The following is a 16,602-nucleotide window of genomic DNA, read 5'->3' as shown; positions in this document are numbered from 1 at the left end:
CCGAAACCCATGCAGCCCGCCCTCGACATGAACCGCACCGAATCCGACGCGCCGGCGACGGAGCGGCCGCAGTACGAGCTGATCGAGCTCCTGTTTTTCGCCTACCGCGATTTCGTCGGCGACCCGGACAGGATCCTCGCCGCTTATGGCTTCGGCCGGGCGCACCATCGCGTGCTCCATTTCGTGCACCGCAATCCCGGCCTGACCATCGCGGCGCTGCTCGATATCCTGAAGATCACCAAGCAGAGCCTCAACAGAGTGCTCAAGGAGTTGCTGGAGCAGGGCTTCGTGGAGCAGCGGGCCGGGGTCAACGACCGCCGCCAGCGCCTCCTCTACCCGACCGCTCGCGGCCGAGCTCTCGCCGACGACATGGCCCGGCTGCAGACGCGGCGCATTGCGCGGGCGCTCGAGGAGGCCGGGCCGGGCTCGCGCGAGGCCGCCGCCCGGTTCCTGGAGGCGATGATCGAGCCGGCGGAGCGGCCCTCGGCCGACCGCCTGGTGCATGGCGGCCGCGACGAGGACGAGGCACAGTGAGCGCGCCGCGCCCTCGCCCCACTCCGGCGGACGACGCCCCGCACATTCTCGTCGTCGACGACGACCGGCGTATCCGTGACCTCCTGTCCCGCTTCCTGTCGGAGCACGGCTATCGCGTCACGACCGCGCCAGATGCCGCCCGCGCGCGGGCGCGCCTCGCCAACCTCGTGTTCGACCTCTGCGTGCTCGACGTGATGATGCCGGGCGAGAACGGGTTCGACCTCGCGGCCTGGCTGCGCGGCACGTCGAGCGTGCCCATCGTCATGCTCACCGCCCGCTCGGAGGGCGCGGACAGGGTGCGCGGTCTGGAGATCGGGGCGGACGACTACGTGGCCAAGCCGTTCGAGCCGCGCGAGCTTCTGCTGCGGCTCAACAACATCCTGCGCCGCAGCGCGCCGGCGGCTTCGCCGTCGAGCGCCCCCGAGTTCGTGCGCTTCGGCCCGTTCGTCTACCGGCCGGAGCGCGGCGAATTGCGACAGGGAGAGGAGATCATCCGCATCACCGACCGCGAGCGCGAAATGCTGACGCTGCTGGCCAGCCGGCCGGGCGAGACGGTGGCGCGCGAGGAACTGGCCGGTTCGGGCGACGCCTCCAACGAGCGCACGGTGGACGTGCAGATCAACCGGCTTCGGCGCAAGATCGAGCTCGATCCCGCCAATCCCCTGCACCTGCAAACGGTGCGCGGGCTCGGCTACCGCCTTCAGGTCGACTAGGCATCCCGATGCGCGCCCTCGCCCTCGTGAAGCAGCCCGCCTCCCTGTACCGCAAGGCGGGCCGCTGGCTGGCTGGGCGCATGCCGAAGGGGCTCTACGCGCGCGCGCTCATCATCATCATCGCGCCGATGGTGATTCTGCAGTCGGTGCTCGCCTACGCCTTCATGGAGCGGCACTGGCAGACGGTGACGCGGCGCCTCTCGGCGGCGGTGACGCAGGACATCGCCGGGCTGATCCAGGTGGCCGAGAGCTACCCGCAGGACCCCAACTACGAAACGCTGTCGCGCATCGCCAGCGACTCGCTCAACCTCGACATGGAGATCCTGCCGCGGGGCCCGCTGCCGCCGCCCGGCCCCAAGCCGTTCTTCTCCATCCTCGACAGCACGCTCTCGCGCGAGTTGCGCCAGCAGATCGGCAAGCCGTTCTGGATCGACACCGTCGGGCGCTCGAACCTGATCGAAATCCGCATCCAGCTCGATTTCGGCGTCATGCGAATCCTGACGCGACGGTCGCAGGCCTACGCCTCGAACTCCCACATCTTCCTGATGTGGATGGTCGGCACCTCCCTCGTGCTTATCGCCATCGCCATCGTGTTCCTGCGCAACCAGATTCGCCCCGTGCTGCGGCTCGCCGAGGCGGCGGAGGCGTTCGGCAAGGGCCAGGAGATCGACTTCCACCCCCGCGGCGCCCGCGAGGTGCGGCAGGCCGGCCACGCCTTCATCGAAATGCGCCGGCGCGTGGAGCGGGCGATCGAGCAGCGCACGGCGATGCTGAACGGCGTCAGCCACGACCTGCGCACCATCCTGACGCGCTTCAAGCTGTCGACCGCGCTGATGGACGAGGACACGCCCGAGCTCGACGACATCAAGAAGGACATCGACGAGATGAGCCGCATGCTGGAGGCCTACCTGGCCTTCGCGCGCGGCGACGCGGGCGAGGCCTCCGCGCCCGTCGACATGGGCCAGCTCCTCGAGGAGCTGAAGACCGACGCCGAGCGCACGGGCCACGCCACTCAGGTCATGGTCAGCGGCGACCCGGTGGCGAGGGTGCGGCCGGACGCCTTCAAGCGCTGCATCGGCAATCTCGTGGCCAACGCCGCCCGGCACGGAGAAAAGATCGCGATCACCGCCACGCGCGATCCGCGCTGGCTCAGCATCACGGTGGACGACGACGGCCCGGGCATTCCCGTCGGCCAGCGCGAGGAGGTGTTCCGGCCCTTCGTGCGGCTGGACGAGTCGCGCAACGTCGACGAGGGCGGCACCGGCCTCGGCCTCGCCATCGCCCGCGACATCGCCCGCTCGCACGGCGGCGACATCCTGCTCGGCGACAGTCCGCTGGGCGGCCTGCGCGCCACGGTCCGCGTGCCGGTCTAGGCCTGCGTCAATAGAGGCGACCGCCCTTGGGGACCGGCCGGTCGGGGCCGATCAGCATCACCTCACCGTCCGCGTCGGGCACGCCGAGCGTCAGCACTTCCGACATGAACGGGCCGATCTGGCGCGGAGGGAAGTTCACGACGGCGAGCACCTGGCGCCCGACGAGATCCTCGAGCCGGTGGTTCACGGTGATCTGGGCGGAGGACTTCTTGAGGCCGATCCCCTCGCCGAAGTCGATCACCAGCTTGAAGGCCGGCTTGCGCGCCTGCGGAAACGGCTCGGCCTGGACGATCGTGCCGACACGGATGTCGACCTTGAGGAAGTCGTCGAAGGCGATCACGGGCGCGGGCGCGGCGGCGGGCTTGGACATGAGGCGATCCTTGCGGGTCGGACACGAGAAAGGGGCGCGGCCGGCACACCGGCGCGCCCCTTTTCGATGTAGCGCGGAACGCGGCCGCGCCCAAGCCGCGGCGGCCCTCAGGCCCTGGCGTAGTCCTCGTCGTCGAGGCCGCGGTCGCGGTCCTCGTCGCCGCGCCGCGCCCGGCGACGCTGGCGCAGCCGTCGCCCGTCCTCCGCCACGCGGCGGAACAGGGCGCAGAACGGCGACGCCATGCGGGTGAGGTCGGTGAGCCCGCGCACGAACTCGCCGCCCCGCCGCAGGTCGCGGTCCAGCGACGCCATGGTCCGCGCCAGGCCGGGATCGTCGTCGTCGAGCCAGGTCCGGAGAGTCCGGCCCCAGACGAGCACCGCGCCCTGCAGCTTGACCGCGCCGACGGGGCCTTCGGTGTCGATGCCCGCGGCCGCCAGCATGAAGCGCTGCGAGTTGAGCTGCATCTGGTTGAGCGCGGCGAGGTGGAGCGGGTCGAGCGACATGTCGCGCATGATCCGCCGCAGCGACTCGCGGTAGGGAGCCAGCGCATCCAGCCGGCGCATCATCACGTCGAACAGCCGCTCGCGGACCGGTTCGCCCACGAGGTCGTCGTTGGTCCCTTCCAGGACCTGCCGGTCGATGCGGCGGCTGAAGCCGCCGAGAATCGCGCCCTTGGAGGGGAACAGGTCGCGCAGCTCGGCGAGCGAAACACCCGCCGCCTCCGCGATATCGGTCAACCCGATCTCGTCCCAGCGCCGCTCCTCCGCCAGCGCCATCAGCGCGTCGATGACCCGGTCGCGCGCCGAGCGCGACGTCCCGCCCGCGCTATCGTCCCTTTCGGTGCGCGACGCGGAAGCGGCGCGGCTCCCGCGGGCACCTCCCGAACCGGCCTTGCCGGCGGCGGACTTTGGATCGGCTTTCCTGGCCATCTTCGTCTCCCTGGCGCAGCTACACTCCGGAGATAGGGCGCACGTCGCGCGAATTCCACGGCGCTGGCGACGACGCCTGAGGCCGCCTCAGCCGGACAATTCGCCGGCGCGGCGGTGAGCGGCGGCGACGGCCTCGCGCATCAGGGGATCGAGCCCGTTCTCGCGCATCAACACGTTCAGCGCGGCAGCCGTCGTGCCGCCGGGCGAGGTGACGTTCTCGCGAAGCGCGCCGGGCGGCAGGTCGGACCGGTGCAGCAGCTCGCCCGCGCCCTCCACCGTGGCGCGCGCCAGCCGGTCGGCGAGGTCGGCCGGCAGCCCGAGCGCCGCGCCGGCGCGGGCCAGGCACTCGGTGAGGTAGAAGACATAGGCGGGGCCGGAGCCGGACACCGCCGTCACCGCGTCGATCAGGTGCTCGCCGTCCAGCCATTCCACCCGCCCGACGCCGGACAGCAGCGTCTCCGCGACCTCTCGCTGGCGGGCGCTGACCTCCGGGCTCGGCGCGACGCCGGTGACGCCGCGCAGCACCGAGGCGGGCAGGTTCGGCATGGCGCGAACGGCCGACCGAATGGACGGCACGCGGGCCTTCAGGTCGGCGATGGTCTTGCCGGCGAGGATCGAGAGGACCAGCGTCTCCGGGCCGACCAAGGGCGCGAGCGTCGGCGAGGCCTCGTCGAGCATTTGCGGCTTGATGCCGAGCACCAGCACTTCCGGCGGGCGGATCAGTTCGGGGCTCGGGTTGAGCGCGATTCCGTGCTGCTCGCACACCGCGACGAGATGATGCGCGGCGTTCGGATCGACGATGGTGACCCGTTCGCCCGACAGGCCCATCCGCAGCCAGCCTTCGAGCATGGCGCCACCCATCTTGCCGCAGCCCACGAGCACGAGCGAGGACGGCAGGGACTCAGGCGGTACGAGTGAGGAGGAGGACATCGCGCAAACCCCGATCAACCGGCGGCGCGGCCCGGCGCCGCCTCTCGGAGTTCAGAAAGCACGCGGGCGGAGCCCTGTCGAGAGCGCGCCCCGGCGCGGAGCCGTCAGGCCTCGCCGACCGTCTCGAACATCGCCCCTTCCAGCGCCTCGCGCGGCGACTTGCCCGCCCACAGCACGAACTGGAAGGCCTGGTAGTAGCGGTCGCAGGCGTCGAGGGCGACTTTCAGCAGGCCCTCGCACTGGCTGCCGTTCGGCTCCGCCCCACCCGCCAGGAGCAGCGAGTGGCGGAACATCACGACGTCCTCGGCGGACCACAGGTCGAAGTGACCCACCCAGAGCTGCTCGTTGATGAGGGAGACCAGCTCGAGCATGTCGTAGCGCCGGCGCGCCGCGACCTTGAGGTCGAAGGCGCAGGCGACATGCAGCGCCTCCATGTCCTCGAGCCACGTGAAAGCCACGTGGTACTCGGCCCAACTCCCCGTGACGGACACGGAGATTTCGTTCTCGTCGGCCCGGTCGAACGACCAGTCGTGAACGGTGGCGAGGCGTTCCACGACGTCGAGCGGATGCTCGGTTCGTTCGATCACGTCAACTTCAATGGCGGTCATGCCGATCCCCGGCTCGCGTGGCTGGCTCCGTCAAACGCGGTTCACACGCACACTCGTCGGAACTCGACCCGACCTGGACGCGACGCATCCGGACGAGCCCGAATTCTCCGCTCATCGAAGAAGCCGTTAAGGCCCTGCGATTCCCGGCGAATCACCTCTTGCTCCGACGATAGCGCGCACGAGTCGTGACGCACAACGAGCGAGTTGGACCGTCCGGGATTCGTCCGCTCTGCACAATCGGCAGGCGAGGTCCGTCCACAGCGATAGCGGGACCGGTCGCCGGCAGCCGGGGGGCCGGCGCTCAGATCGTCGCGGCGGGATCTTCGGCGGGCTTGCCGGCCAGCCGGGCCTCGAGCGCAGCGATGCGCGCGGCGAGCCGTTCGTTCTCATCGCGGGCGAGGATCGCCATTTCGCGAACGGCCTCGAATTCGTCGCGGCTGACCACGTCCATGTCGCGGATCAGCCGCTCGAACTGCGCCTTTACGACGCCCTCGACCTCGCGCCGAACCCCTTGCGCCATGCCGGCGGCGTCGGTGACGAGACGGGCGACGTCGTCGAGGAGACGGTTCTGGGCCATGGTCGGAACTCCATGCAATGGCGGGGGCGGCGCGCGAATTGGCCGTTCTCGTAGCACGCCGCACGCCCGCTGACACCCGCGACGAATGGAACGCGCCCGGGGCCCCGCCCGTTGCCGCTGGCTTGACGCGATTCCCTCGAAGGCGCATGCAGCGTGCCGTCGGCGGGGCGCCTGCCGCCCGAGACCGACGCAGACCGACGAGGCCGCCGCGCGAATGCTGAGTCCGATGCCCCCCATGCTCGCCCTGCCCTTCCCCGTGATCGACCCGGTGCTGCTGCAGATCGGGCCGTTCGCGATCCGCTGGTACGCGCTCGCCTATGTCGCGGGCCTGATCGGCGGATGGTGGTACGCGCGGCGCCTCGCCGCCGCCGAGCCGCTGTGGGGCGGACGCCCCCGCCCCTCCCCCGAGGTGCTGGACGATCTTCTCGTCTGGGCGGCGCTCGGCGTCGTGCTCGGCGGGCGGATCTTCTACGTGCTGTTCTACAACCTGCCCTTCTTCATCCAGAACCCGGGCGAGATCGTCGCGGTCTGGCACGGCGGCATGTCGTTCCACGGCGGGCTGTTCGGCTGCGCGCTGGCGCTGATCGTGCTGGCGCGCCGCAGGAACCTGCCGGTACTGTCGCTCGCCGACGTGGCCGCCGCCGTCGCGCCCATCGGCTTGATGCTGGGGCGGGTGGCGAACTTCATCAATAGCGAGCTGTGGGGCCGCGTCTCGGACGCGCCGTGGGCCATCGTGTTTCCCAATGGCGGCCCGCTGCCGCGCCATCCCAGCCAGCTCTACGAGTCGTTCCTCGAAGGGGTGGTCCTGCTCGTGCTTCTGGCGTTCGCCATCCGCGCGGGAGCGCTGCGCCGGGCCGGCCTCGTATCCGGCATGTTCGGCATCGGCTACGGCGTCGCCCGCATCGTGTCGGAGTTCTTTCGCGAGCCCGACCCGCAGCTCGGCTTCCTGTGGGGCGGGCTGACGATGGGGATGCTGCTATCGGTCCCCGTCATTCTGGTCGGGGCCGCCCTCGTTCTCGCGGCGCTGCGCCGGCCGGCGGTCGAGACCCCAGCGTGACCCCGCTGGGGCGCGACATCGCGGCCCTGATCGCCGCCGAAGGGCCCATCAGCGTCGCGCGCTACATGGCGCTGTGCCTCGGCCATCCGCGCCACGGCTACTACATGACCCGCGACCCGTTCGGCGAGGCGGGCGATTTCATCACCGCGCCGGAAATCTCGCAGATGTTCGGCGAGCTGATCGGCCTGTGGTGCGCCGATACTTGGGGACGCCTCGGCGCGCCGGCGCGGCTTCGCCTGGTCGAGCTGGGCCCCGGCCGCGGCACGCTGATGGCCGACGCCCTGCGGGCCGCCCGCGTGCTGCCCGCCTTTCGCGCCGCGCTCGACGTGCATCTGGTCGAGACGAGCCCGGTGCTGCGCGAACGGCAAAGGCGGACGCTGGCCGGCGCGAACATCGAGCCGACCTGGCACGACGACGTCTCGACCCTGCCGGCCGGCCCGATGCTGGTGGTCGCCAACGAGTTCTTCGACGCGCTTCCGCTGCGCCAGTTCGTCCGCACGCCGCGCGGCTGGTGCGAGCGCCTCGTCGGGCTCGGAGCGGACGACCGACTCGCCATCGGCCTGTCTCCCGAGCCGGAGCCGGCGCTCACCCTCGCCGCCCCCGAGGGGGCGGTGCTGGAGGTCGCGGAGGCGTCGGCCGCGCTCATGCGCCGATTGGCGGCCCGCATCGCGCGCGAGGGCGGCGCGCTGCTCGCCATCGATTACGGCCACGCCGCATCAGGCCTCGGCGACACCCTGCAGGCCGTCAAGGGGCACCGCTTCGTCGATCCGCTGGCCGAGCCGGGCGAGGCGGACCTCACCGTGCATGTCGACTTCGCGGCCCTCGCCCGAGTGGCGCGGGCCGAGGGCGCGGCGGTGTTCGGCCCGACGACGCAGGGGAGCTTCCTGGAGGCGCTCGGCCTTTCGGCTCGCGCCGCCGTGCTGAAGCGCGCCCCGACCGCGGATGCGGCGGGCATCGACGCCGCCGTGAGCCGCCTTGCCGGAACGGGGGCGGAGGACATGGGCGCGCTGTTCAAGGCCATCGCGGTGACGCAGCCCGGACTCGACGGCGTCGCGGGGTTTGACAGCCCGGTCCCCGCCGCCGACCCTCGCGCCTGACCCATCCGAATCGGAGCCAGCCTTGATCCCGACGCTTCGCGCCCCGGCCCTGGACCTGCCCGGCGTCTCCCACGCCTTCTTCACGCGCCAGGGAGGCGTCTCCGGCGGCGTCTTCGCCAGCCTGAACGGCGGCCAGGGGTCGTCCGACACCGCCGAGCACGTCGTCGAAAACCGCGCCCGCATGGCGCGCACGCTGGGTGTCGAACCCTCGCGCCTCGTCACGGTGCATCAGGTCCACTCGCCCGACACGCTGGTCGTGGAAGGCCCCTGGTCCGGCGAACGCCCGCGCGCGGACGGCATGGCGACGCGCACGCCTGGCGTGGCGCTGGCCGTGCTCTCGGCCGATTGCGGGCCGGTGCTGTTCGCGGACGCCGAAGCGGGGGTCGTCGGCGCGTGCCACGCCGGCTGGAAGGGCGCGTTCACCGGCGTGCTGGAGTCGACGCTCGCCGCCATGGAAGGCCTGGGGGCCAGGCGCGCCCGCGTGTCGGCCGTGCTCGGCCCCACCATCAGCGCCGCCGCCTACGAGGTCGGGCCGGAATTCGTCGCCCGTTTCCTCGACGAGGATGCGGGTCACGGGCGCTTTTTCCGGCCCTCGGAGCGGGAGGGCCACTCCTATTTCGACCTGCCGGGGTTCATCGGTTCGCGGCTGCGCGCCGCCGGCGTGGGCCGGTTCGAGAACATCGGCGAATGCACCTACGCCGACGAGTCGCGCTTCTACAGCTACCGCCGCGCCACGCATCGCGGCGAGCCGGATTACGGACGGCTCGTCTCCGCCATCGCGCTCACGTCTCGATGATGTCCGGCGTGCGCCAGCCGATGTGCTGGCCGGCGTCGACCGCCAGCAACTGGCCGGTGACGCTCCGCGCGCGGGCAAGGTAAAGCACGGCTTCGGCGATTTCGGCCGGGTCCACCGCGCGCGCCAGCGGAACGCCGGCGGCCTCGCGCGCCAAACCCTCCTCGCCGTCATGGATATTGGCCGCCGTCGGCCCCGGCCCGACGGCGTTGACGCGGACGGACGGCGCCAGCGCCTGCGCCATCGTCACCGTCGCCGCGTGCAGCGCGGCCTTGCTCAGCGTGTAGGAGAAGAACTGCGGCGTCAGCCTCAGCACGCGCTGGTCCACGATGTTGACGATGGAGGGGTCGGAGCGGCCGCCCGCCTGCGCGGCGAACGCCTGCGCCAGCAGCACCGGCGCGCGCGCGTTGACGGCGAAGTGCCGGTCCCACAGCCCGGGCTCGACGTCGGCCAGCGTGTCCGGCAGGAACAGCGAGGCGTTGTTGACCAGCAGGTCCAGCCCGCCCAGCGCCGCCGCCGCCTCGGCGACGACACGGGCGCAGGCGGAGGGCTCCGCGAGGTCGCCGGCCACCACGGCGGCTCGGCCGCCCTGCCGCGCGATCTCCTCGGCCAGCGCGTCGGCCTCCGCGCGCGAGTCGCGGCAGTGGATCGCCACGGCGTATCCCGCCGCGGCCAGGCGTCGCGCGATCGCCGCGCCGATGCGCTTGGCCGCGCCGGTGACGAGCGCCGCGCTCACCGCCGCCCGTCGCGGTTTTTGCGCAAGAGCCGCGCCTCCATGTGCTTGGCGATGCGCATGTAGCGGAAGAAGGCGTAGTTCATCGCCGTCATGAAGCCGTACGTCCCGCGCAGCACGTGCCGCCGCCCGAAATAGGCTTTCAGGAAGTTCGCCGGAAACTCCAGCACGAGCCGCAGCGTCGACAGCCGCATGCCGCGCGCGTCGAGGTCCTCGACCTGCCGGTCCGTGTAGGCGTTGAGCTTGGCGATCTGCGCGCCCAGCGAGCGCACCGAGTAATGATGGATGACGCCGTGCAGGTGGCCCACCTTCGCCCCCGGCACGAGGTCGACCCGGTCGTGCACCGGCGACGGCGAGTAGGAGCCCGCGCTCTTGCGATAGAGCCGCACGGGCGCGAGCGTGTAGGCGAAGCGGTGCGGCTCGCCCTCCCCCGGAAAGATCTCCGCGATGCGAATGGCGTAGGCGTCGCACTCGGGCGCGCCGTTCGCCCAGAGCGAGCGGATCTCGTCGGCCAGACGGGCCGGCACCACCTCGTCGGCGTCGACGTTCAGCATCCACTCGTGCCGGCACTGGGTTTCGCCGAACCGCTTCTGCTCGCCGTAGCCGGGGAAGGGCCGCTCGATCACCCGCGCGCCGAGCGCCGCCGCGACGGCCTGGGTGCCGTCCGTCGATCCCGAGTCGATCACCACGATATCGTCGGAAATGGCCCGCACCGCCTCGATGGTCGGCCCGATGCGATCCGCCTCGTTGCGGCAGATGATGAAAACCGAGAGGGGAAGCGGGGACTTCTGCGTCATCGATCCATCCGGGCGCCCGTCCGCGCCCCCGCGCGCGGGAAAGCTGCGCCGTTCTTAACGTCTCGTACACGTGTGTAAAGGGGCCATTGTCCCGCCCCCGGTGAGGTTAAGTGATCGGTTACCTTACGAACGGGTTAGGGTTAAAGCTCAATTCCGATTGGCGTATGAAGTCCACAGTTCAGCGGCGCGTACTGCCGCCATCACGAGTGGATGCTGCCATGTCAACTGCAAAGACTGCGACCATCGCCCTCATCGCCGGCCTCGCCGGCGTTCAGATCGCAGCGGCGGCCGACTTGCCGCGCCGGACCGATCCCTACGCGCCGGCTCCGGTCTACGCCGCGCCGGTTTCCAACTGGCAGGGCTTCTATGCCGGCGTGCATCTGGGCGGCGGCTTCGGCTCGTCGGGCCCGATCGACACCTCCGGCTTCGTCGGCGGCCTCCAGGGCGGCTACAACTTCCAGTTCGACAAGGTCGTCGTCGGCGCCGAGGCGGACATCACCTATTCCGGCATCGGCAACTCCAGCTTCCAGGAGAAGTCCGACATCAACTGGCTCGGCTCGATCCGCGGTCGCGCCGGCTACAGCTTCGGCAACATCCTGCCTTACGTGACGGCGGGCTGGGGCTTCGGCGACACGAAGTACAGCAATATCTACGGCCAGACCAAGGACACCGCGTCCGGCTGGGTGCTGGGCGCCGGCGCCGAGATGATGGTGATGCCGAACGTCACGGTGCGCGCCGAATATCTCTACTACGACCTCGGCAGCCAGGATTACCCGACCGCGGCCGGCCTCGGCCGCATCGACACCTCGACGAATGTCATTCGCGGGGGCGTGAACTATAAGTTCTGACGCCCGGCTGACCCCCCGAAGCGTCGAAGGCGCCCGGCCTGGCCGGGCGCCTTTTTCGTTGGCGGCTCAGGCCGGCCGTGTCGCCTCGAAGGCGGGGACGCGCGCGGCGAAGGCGTCGAGCCAGGCGACGAGCCGGGGATGGCCGGCGCGCCACGCCCCACCGAAGCGCAGGTCGAGATAGCCCAGCGCGCAGGCCACCGCGATCGGCCCGACCGTGATGGCGTCCAGCGACGGAGGCGCCGCCTCGAGAACCGCGAGGGCGCGGTCCACCTTGGCGGCCTGCCGGGCGACCCAGGCCGGGCTGCGCCCCGCCTCGTCACGGAAGCGCGTCTCGTAGATCTGCAGCAGCGCGGCGTCCATGACGCCGTCGGCCAACGCCTCGAGGCGCAAATCGGCGAAGCGGGCCGACCCGCCGGCAATCAGCCGGCCGCCCGAGAGCTGGTCCAGATAGTCGAGGATGACGCGGGAATCGAACAGCACCTCGCCGTCGTCGAGGACCAAAGCGGGGATCTTGCCCAGCGGGTTCTCGGCCAGGAACGCGGCGTCGGGGTTGACCGTGTCGGTCGTCGTCACCGCGATGCGGTCCTTCAGGCCGAGCAGGTGGGCCGCGATGACCACCTTGCGCGCGAAGGGAGAGGCCGGCGAATAGCGAAGCTGCATGGGATGCTCCGGGCGTGGAGGACTGTGGCACGGGATGTCCGATCACCGTGCCGAGTCTGTCAACCCGGTTGGCCCGCGCCGCCGCGCGTGCGCATGGAGGGGCGACGTCGCCGCCCGGTCACGCGTCCGACAGCACGACGATGTCGACGGCCTTCGGACCCTTGCCCTTCTTGTCGGGCTCGATTTCGAACGACACTTTCTGGCCCTGGTCCAGCGACTGCAGGCCGGCGCGCGAGACGGCCGTCACGTGGACGAAAATGTCGCGCCCACCGTCATCCGGCTTGATGAAGCCGTAGCCCTTGTCCGTGTTGAAGAACTTCACGATCCCCTGCTGAGGCATGCTCACCGCTCCCCTCACCGGCGACTGGCCGGCGTGTCTGCGCGTCCGCCCGCGCACGAGGGCCAGCCCAGCGGCGATCGGAGCCGGATTCGCAATGCGAGATCGGCCGCCTCCGCCGTCGAGAGGGCGCACTCGATCATGATTTGTCGGCTAAAGCGAAGCGATATGCAACCGTAAACCAGTTGTCGGTTGACGGGTGAACTTCGATCAATTTCGTACTGTTTTCAGTCTCCGCCGGCCAGCCATTCGCATGCGCCGCGCGCGCCGGGCCCGCCAAGCGTGGCGGCGAGCCAGGGCAGCAACGCCGCGCCGTCCCGCGCCAGCGTCCAGGGCGGGTTGACGACGAGGAGACCGCTGCCGTTGAGCCGCGTCGGATCGCGCCCGTCGTTGAGCATCAGTTCGAGCCGCAGTATCTTCTCGGCCGGCCCCGCGGCGCACTCGGCCGCGAACCGGTCCGTGTCCCGGCGGTCCTTGATCGGATACCAGAGCACATAGACCCCCGTGCGCCACTTCCCGTAGGCCCCGGCGAGGGCGCGGGCCATGCGGGCGAGTTCGCCGGGCTCCTCGAAGGGCGGGTCGATCAGCACCACGCCGCGACGTTCCTTGGGCGGGACATAGGCGTTGAGCGCGACCCAGCCGTCGAGCTCGATCGCCTTCACCCGCGCGTCCCGCCGCATGTTCTCCGCGAGCAGGCCGGCGTCGACGGGATGCTTCTCGATGAAGACGAGCCGGTCCTGCCGGCGCGTCAGCCTTCGCGCGAGTTCCGGCGAGCCGGGATAGATGCTGGGCCCGTGATCCTGGCGCACCTCCTCGACCACGCCGCGCCACGGGGCGAGCAGCGCGGCGATCTCGGCCGGCGGGGACGCCGCCTCCACTCGGCCGAGGCCCCCGGCCCACTCGCCGGTGCGCTGGGCCTCGTCGCCGCCCAAATCGTAGAGGCCCACCCCGGCATGCGTGTCGATGACGCGGAAGGGAGCTTCCTTGCGCCCGAGATAATCGAGAATGAGCGCAAAGACGGCGTGCTTGAGCACGTCGGCGAAGTTGCCGGCATGAAAGGCGTGGCGATAGTTCATGCCGCCAGTAGAGAAATCCCGCCGCCGCCGTCAACCGGCGCGAGTCGGTTCAGCGGACCGGCGGAACGGTGATCTGCCGCGCCCGGCAGCCGCGCCGGTCGACCTCGGGGCAGGTCTGGAACCCGCGTAGGTCCTTGGAGAAGCAGACGCGCACCTCCTGCAGAACCTCGCCCCGGCAGGCGATGGAGAGCATATCGGCCCGCAATCCCGGATTGGCCGCGACGAAGGCCCGCTCCAGATCGACCGCCGTCCAGGTCTGCGCCTCCCGGGGTGACCGCAACGCGGCGGGGATGGCGACGCGGTCGCGCGCGGTCCGCACGCCGGCGTAATAGTCCGTCGGGCTCACGCCCGAGCACGTGCCGTGCTTGCGCCACTGGTAACGGGCGAGCCCCTCGTCCGGATAGAGGTCCTTGGCGCTCTCGATCGCCAGCCGGGACGGCGTGCGGTTGGCGGGGGCGCAGTCGACCGGAAAGCCGCGCTCCCCCTGCGGCCAGAGGCCGTGCACGACGAAGCCCAGCTCGGCCCCCGCGCGGCACTGGTCGAGGCTCTTGCCGTCGCCGCCCCCGGCGCCGCAGAAGCCGGGCGACCAAGACAGCGCGAGCACGTAGAAATCGAAATCGCCCGGCGTGGCCCCGCGCCGCTCCTGGGCCTGCGAGCCGGTCGCGGCGCACGAAACGAGCCCCACGAGCGCAAGTATCGTCAAAAAGCGACGGAGAAACATGGCAATCCTCTACCTGAAATCCAGACGGACCGTCAGGCTGCCACGCTAGAGCAAATTCGCGGGGTTTGGGATATGCCCCTCGTCCTACGGCAGCGCCTGCTTGCAGGCCGGCGCGTAGGCCAGACTGCGGTCGAGGCCAACGACGCACCACTGCACGCCCCAGCCCCAACCGATGATGCCGCCGTCCTCGATGATGGAGAAGTTGACCTGCCGCCGGTGCCCGTCCGACGTCGTCGCCACGCCCGTGCAGAACTGGCGCGGAATGAAGTCCAGCCCCCAGGGACGGAAGCCGATGGCGCGGACCTTGTCGATCGACACGATGGACAGGTTCGACGACCAGAACGACGCTTCGGTGTCGGCGAACCGGGTCTGGATCTTGGCCAGCACCTCCGGCGCCGTGCACGGCGGAATCGCCGAGGGCGAGGCCGTGTACGGAACCGCCCACTGCTCGGCGGGCATGTTCGTCTCCGCCCGCGCGGCGGACACAAGGGCCAGCGCAGCGAACGCGGTCAGCACGACGTGACGCATCGTCAAAATCTCCGGGTCGAAATCACCTGGAACGATGCTTCTCCAGGTTGCTACGGTCAAGTGCAACAAGGACACGCTCCTTAAAAAGCATCAACTGTTCCGGAATTGCCGTCGACGGTTGAGGTTGATCTGGGGCCCTCGGTTCCGCTAGACCGCTGGGGAACGCCAGGACGCGGAGCGCCGATGACCTCTCTTGCCTTTGAGGATTTCGTCCCCGGCGCGGTGTCGACCTACGGAGCCTACAAGGTCACGCGCGAGGAAATCGTCGCCTTCGCGAGCCGTTTCGACGCCCAGCCCATGCACCTCGACGAGGCCGCCGCCTCCACCTCGATGCTGGGAGGGCTCGCCGCCTCCGGCTGGCACACCTGCGCGATGCTGATGCGCCTGTTCGCCGACAATGTTCTGCGCGACTCCACTGGAATGGGCGCGCCGGGAATCGACGAGCTGAAATGGCTGCGGCCCGTGCGGCCGGGCGACGTGCTCGGCGTGCGCATGACCGTTCTCGAGGCCCGGCCCTCGGCGACGCGCGCCGACCGGGGCTATGTGCGGTTTCGCTTCGAGGTGACGAACCAGGACGGCGCCGTCGTGATGGAGCAGACGAACAGCGTGATTTTCGGGCGTCGCGGCGCGGGAGAGGCGGCATGAGCGGCTTCTACGAGGAGCTCGAGATCGGCGATACCGCAGAGCTGGGCGCGCACCTGTTCACCGCCGACGAGATCAAGGCCTTCGCCGCCTCCTACGACCCCCAGGCGTTTCACCTCGACGAGGAGGCCGGCCGACGCAGCCATTTCGGCGCGCTGTGCGCCTCCGGCTGGCACACGGCCGCGGTATGGATGTCGAAGATGGTCGAGCACCGCAAGCGGATCGAGGCCGAGCGCGAGGCGGCGGGGCTGCCCCCGGTGCGGCTCGGGCCGTCGCCCGGCTTCCGCGACCTGCGCTGGCTCCGGCCGGTGCGGGCCGGCGACACCGTGACGTTCCGTTCGACCGTCACCGCCAAGCGGCCGGTCGCCTCGCGCCCGGGGTGGGGTCTGGTCAGCCACCACAACACCGGCGTCAATCAGGTCGGCGAGCGCGTCTTCGAGTTTAACGGCTCGGTGTTCTGGCCGATGAAGCCCGCCGACTGACCGGCGGGCCTCAGGGCATCAGCTGGCCGCCGTTCACCTCGAGGATCTGGCCGATCATGTAGCCGGAGAGCGCGTCGGAGGCGAGGAACAGGAACGCTCCCACGCAGTCGTCCGGCGCGCCGACGCGCCCCATCGGCACGCTCTGGCGCATGGCCTCGATCTGCTGCGCATTCGAGTAGCGATCGTGGAACGGCGTGTCGATGACCCCCGGCGCCACCCCGTTGACGCGGATGCGGTCCGCCCAAAGCTCCTTCGCCATGCCGCGCGTGAAATTCGACACAAACGCCTTGGAGGCGGCGTAGAGCACGGCCCCGCCTCCGCCGCCGTTCCGGGCGGCGATGGAGGTCACGTTGATGATCGCGCCCCCGCCCTGGGCCCTCATGACCGGCTGGATCTCGCGCATGAAGGCGAGCACCGACCAGGCGTTGAGCTGCATGACGCGCTCGTAGTGCGCGTCGTCGATCTCGGCGAGCGCCCGCCGCCCGAGCATGCCGCCGGCGTTGTTGACGAGCACGTCGATGCGCCCGAACGCGCCGAGCGTCTCGGCGACGATGCGCTTCACGTCCTCGGGGCGTGTGACGTCGCCGCGCACGGCCATGGCCTCGCCCCCGGCGTCGCGGATGGCGTCGACCACGGCCCGGGCCGCGTCCGCGCTGGCGTTGTAGTGGACGGCGACCTTGACGCCGTTGGCGGCGAAGCCTTTCGCCGCCGCCGCGCCGATGCCGGTGCTCGCGCCCGTGACGAGGGCGACCTTGCCTTTGAGGTCTTCGATCATGGATGTCTCCCGCATTGGCGCG

22 protein-coding genes are annotated in these 16,602 nt (G+C 70.6%); 9 read left to right on the top strand and 13 right to left on the bottom strand.

The features are described 5' to 3' along the window. The first annotated feature begins 9 nt into the window (after window positions 1-9). The 3 genes from NK718_RS00755 to NK718_RS00745 are packed head-to-tail and all read left to right on the top strand — an operon-like array spanning window position 10 to window position 2,620. Window positions 10-534 carry a MarR family winged helix-turn-helix transcriptional regulator gene (locus NK718_RS00755; protein ID WP_371877189.1) on the top strand — a complete coding sequence of 175 codons (525 nt, stop codon included), beginning with the start codon at window positions 10-12 and terminating at the stop codon, window positions 532-534. Further along, window positions 531-1,247: a response regulator gene (locus tag NK718_RS00750; protein ID WP_254737551.1), complete on the top strand. Its 717-nt coding sequence runs from the start codon at window positions 531-533 to the stop codon at window positions 1,245-1,247. Before NK718_RS00755 ends, NK718_RS00750 begins: the two co-directional genes overlap by 4 nt. Window positions 1,248-1,255: 8 nt before the next feature. Next, entirely contained in the window at window positions 1,256-2,620 is a 1,365-nt protein-coding gene (locus NK718_RS00745; RefSeq protein WP_254737549.1) for an ATP-binding protein, read from the top strand. Window positions 2,621-2,627: 7 nt separating this feature from the next. Here the strand turns inward: NK718_RS00745 and NK718_RS00740 are convergent, their stop codons facing one another. The 5 genes from NK718_RS00740 to NK718_RS00720 form a co-directional block, all read right to left on the bottom strand. Next, entirely contained in the window at window positions 2,628-2,990 is a 363-nt protein-coding gene (locus NK718_RS00740; RefSeq protein WP_254737547.1) for a tRNA-binding protein, read from the bottom strand. Between the two features lie 107 nt (window positions 2,991-3,097). Beyond that, complete coding sequence (locus NK718_RS00735; protein WP_254737545.1) at window positions 3,098-3,919, bottom strand: TetR/AcrR family transcriptional regulator; 822 nt, start codon at window positions 3,917-3,919, stop codon at window positions 3,098-3,100. An 87-nt stretch (window positions 3,920-4,006) separates the two neighbouring features. Next, window positions 4,007-4,849: a pyrroline-5-carboxylate reductase gene (gene proC / locus NK718_RS00730; protein WP_254737543.1), complete on the bottom strand. Its 843-nt coding sequence runs from the start codon at window positions 4,847-4,849 to the stop codon at window positions 4,007-4,009. A 104-nt stretch (window positions 4,850-4,953) separates the two neighbouring features. After that, the gene (locus NK718_RS00725) at window positions 4,954-5,457 is read right to left on the bottom strand and encodes a type III secretion system chaperone family protein (RefSeq protein WP_254737541.1); all 504 of its coding nucleotides are present in this window, start codon (window positions 5,455-5,457) and stop codon (window positions 4,954-4,956) included. 301 nt (window positions 5,458-5,758) lie between these two features. Next, the gene (locus NK718_RS00720; RefSeq protein ID WP_254737539.1) at window positions 5,759-6,034 is read right to left on the bottom strand and encodes an accessory factor UbiK family protein; all 276 of its coding nucleotides are present in this window, start codon (window positions 6,032-6,034) and stop codon (window positions 5,759-5,761) included. Between the two features lie 226 nt (window positions 6,035-6,260). On the opposite strand from NK718_RS00720, the gene lgt reads away from it, so the two are divergent. From lgt to pgeF, 3 genes are read left to right on the top strand one after another with little or no spacing between them, the layout of a single operon-like run. Beyond that, a complete protein-coding gene (lgt, locus tag NK718_RS00715) occupies window positions 6,261-7,091 on the top strand; it encodes a prolipoprotein diacylglyceryl transferase (protein ID WP_254737536.1) in 831 nt (276 codons plus the stop codon). Further along, window positions 7,088-8,188, top strand: coding sequence for a class I SAM-dependent methyltransferase (locus NK718_RS00710; RefSeq protein WP_254737534.1), 1,101 nt, complete (start codon window positions 7,088-7,090; stop codon window positions 8,186-8,188). The genes lgt and NK718_RS00710 overlap by 4 nt, the downstream gene beginning before the upstream one ends. Continuing rightward, window positions 8,151-8,984, top strand: a complete 834-nt coding sequence (gene pgeF / locus NK718_RS00705) for a peptidoglycan editing factor PgeF (protein WP_371877188.1) — start codon at window positions 8,151-8,153, stop codon at window positions 8,982-8,984. The genes NK718_RS00710 and pgeF overlap by 38 nt, the downstream gene beginning before the upstream one ends. Here pgeF and NK718_RS00700 read toward each other — a convergent pair. Both NK718_RS00700 and NK718_RS00695 read right to left on the bottom strand, forming a co-directional pair. Then, window positions 8,971-9,717 (bottom strand): SDR family oxidoreductase, encoded by a 747-nt coding sequence (locus NK718_RS00700; RefSeq protein ID WP_254737530.1) that lies wholly within the window; start codon window positions 9,715-9,717, stop codon window positions 8,971-8,973. The genes pgeF and NK718_RS00700 overlap by 14 nt on opposite strands. After that, a complete protein-coding gene (locus NK718_RS00695; protein ID WP_254737528.1) occupies window positions 9,714-10,511 on the bottom strand; it encodes a glycosyltransferase family 2 protein in 798 nt (265 codons plus the stop codon). The genes NK718_RS00700 and NK718_RS00695 overlap by 4 nt, the downstream gene beginning before the upstream one ends. A gap of 218 nt (window positions 10,512-10,729) precedes the next feature. Here NK718_RS00695 and NK718_RS00690 point away from each other — a divergent pair, with 218 nt between their 5' ends. Next, window positions 10,730-11,359, top strand: coding sequence for an outer membrane protein (locus NK718_RS00690; protein ID WP_254737526.1), 630 nt, complete (start codon window positions 10,730-10,732; stop codon window positions 11,357-11,359). 66 nt (window positions 11,360-11,425) lie between these two features. Here NK718_RS00690 and NK718_RS00685 read toward each other — a convergent pair whose 3' ends face one another. The 5 genes from NK718_RS00685 to NK718_RS00665 form a co-directional block, all read right to left on the bottom strand. Next, a complete protein-coding gene (locus tag NK718_RS00685) occupies window positions 11,426-12,019 on the bottom strand; it encodes a glutathione S-transferase (protein ID WP_254737524.1) in 594 nt (197 codons plus the stop codon). A 118-nt stretch (window positions 12,020-12,137) separates the two neighbouring features. Continuing rightward, window positions 12,138-12,359 carry a cold-shock protein gene (locus NK718_RS00680; protein ID WP_254737522.1) on the bottom strand — a complete coding sequence of 74 codons (222 nt, stop codon included), beginning with the start codon at window positions 12,357-12,359 and terminating at the stop codon, window positions 12,138-12,140. A 224-nt stretch (window positions 12,360-12,583) separates the two neighbouring features. Next, complete coding sequence (locus NK718_RS00675; protein WP_254737520.1) at window positions 12,584-13,432, bottom strand: 23S rRNA (adenine(2030)-N(6))-methyltransferase RlmJ; 849 nt, start codon at window positions 13,430-13,432, stop codon at window positions 12,584-12,586. Between the two features lie 49 nt (window positions 13,433-13,481). Then, window positions 13,482-14,153, bottom strand: a complete 672-nt coding sequence (locus NK718_RS00670; protein ID WP_256515087.1) for a ribonuclease T2 family protein — start codon at window positions 14,151-14,153, stop codon at window positions 13,482-13,484. Window positions 14,154-14,237: 84 nt separating this feature from the next. Further along, on the bottom strand, window positions 14,238-14,681 hold the full coding sequence (locus NK718_RS00665) for a hypothetical protein (RefSeq protein WP_254737516.1): 444 nt from the start codon (window positions 14,679-14,681) through the stop codon (window positions 14,238-14,240). 183 nt (window positions 14,682-14,864) lie between these two features. On the opposite strand from NK718_RS00665, the gene NK718_RS00660 reads away from it, so the two are divergent. Together NK718_RS00660 and NK718_RS00655 are read left to right on the top strand one after the other, a co-directional pair. Continuing rightward, the gene (locus NK718_RS00660; protein WP_254737514.1) at window positions 14,865-15,326 is read left to right on the top strand and encodes a MaoC family dehydratase; all 462 of its coding nucleotides are present in this window, start codon (window positions 14,865-14,867) and stop codon (window positions 15,324-15,326) included. Further along, the gene (locus tag NK718_RS00655; RefSeq protein ID WP_254737512.1) at window positions 15,323-15,805 is read left to right on the top strand and encodes a MaoC family dehydratase; all 483 of its coding nucleotides are present in this window, start codon (window positions 15,323-15,325) and stop codon (window positions 15,803-15,805) included. The genes NK718_RS00660 and NK718_RS00655 overlap by 4 nt, the downstream gene beginning before the upstream one ends. Before the next feature lie 10 nt (window positions 15,806-15,815). Here NK718_RS00655 and NK718_RS00650 read toward each other — a convergent pair whose 3' ends face one another. Further along, a complete protein-coding gene (locus NK718_RS00650) occupies window positions 15,816-16,580 on the bottom strand; it encodes an SDR family NAD(P)-dependent oxidoreductase (RefSeq protein WP_254737510.1) in 765 nt (254 codons plus the stop codon). Between the last annotated feature and the right edge of the window lie 22 nt (window positions 16,581-16,602).

The organism is Alsobacter ponti (assembly GCF_024294805.1).
In the GTDB taxonomy this organism is placed as follows: domain Bacteria; phylum Pseudomonadota; class Alphaproteobacteria; order Rhizobiales; family Beijerinckiaceae; genus Alsobacter; species Alsobacter ponti.
This window is presented reverse-complemented; position numbering and strand designations above follow the sequence as displayed.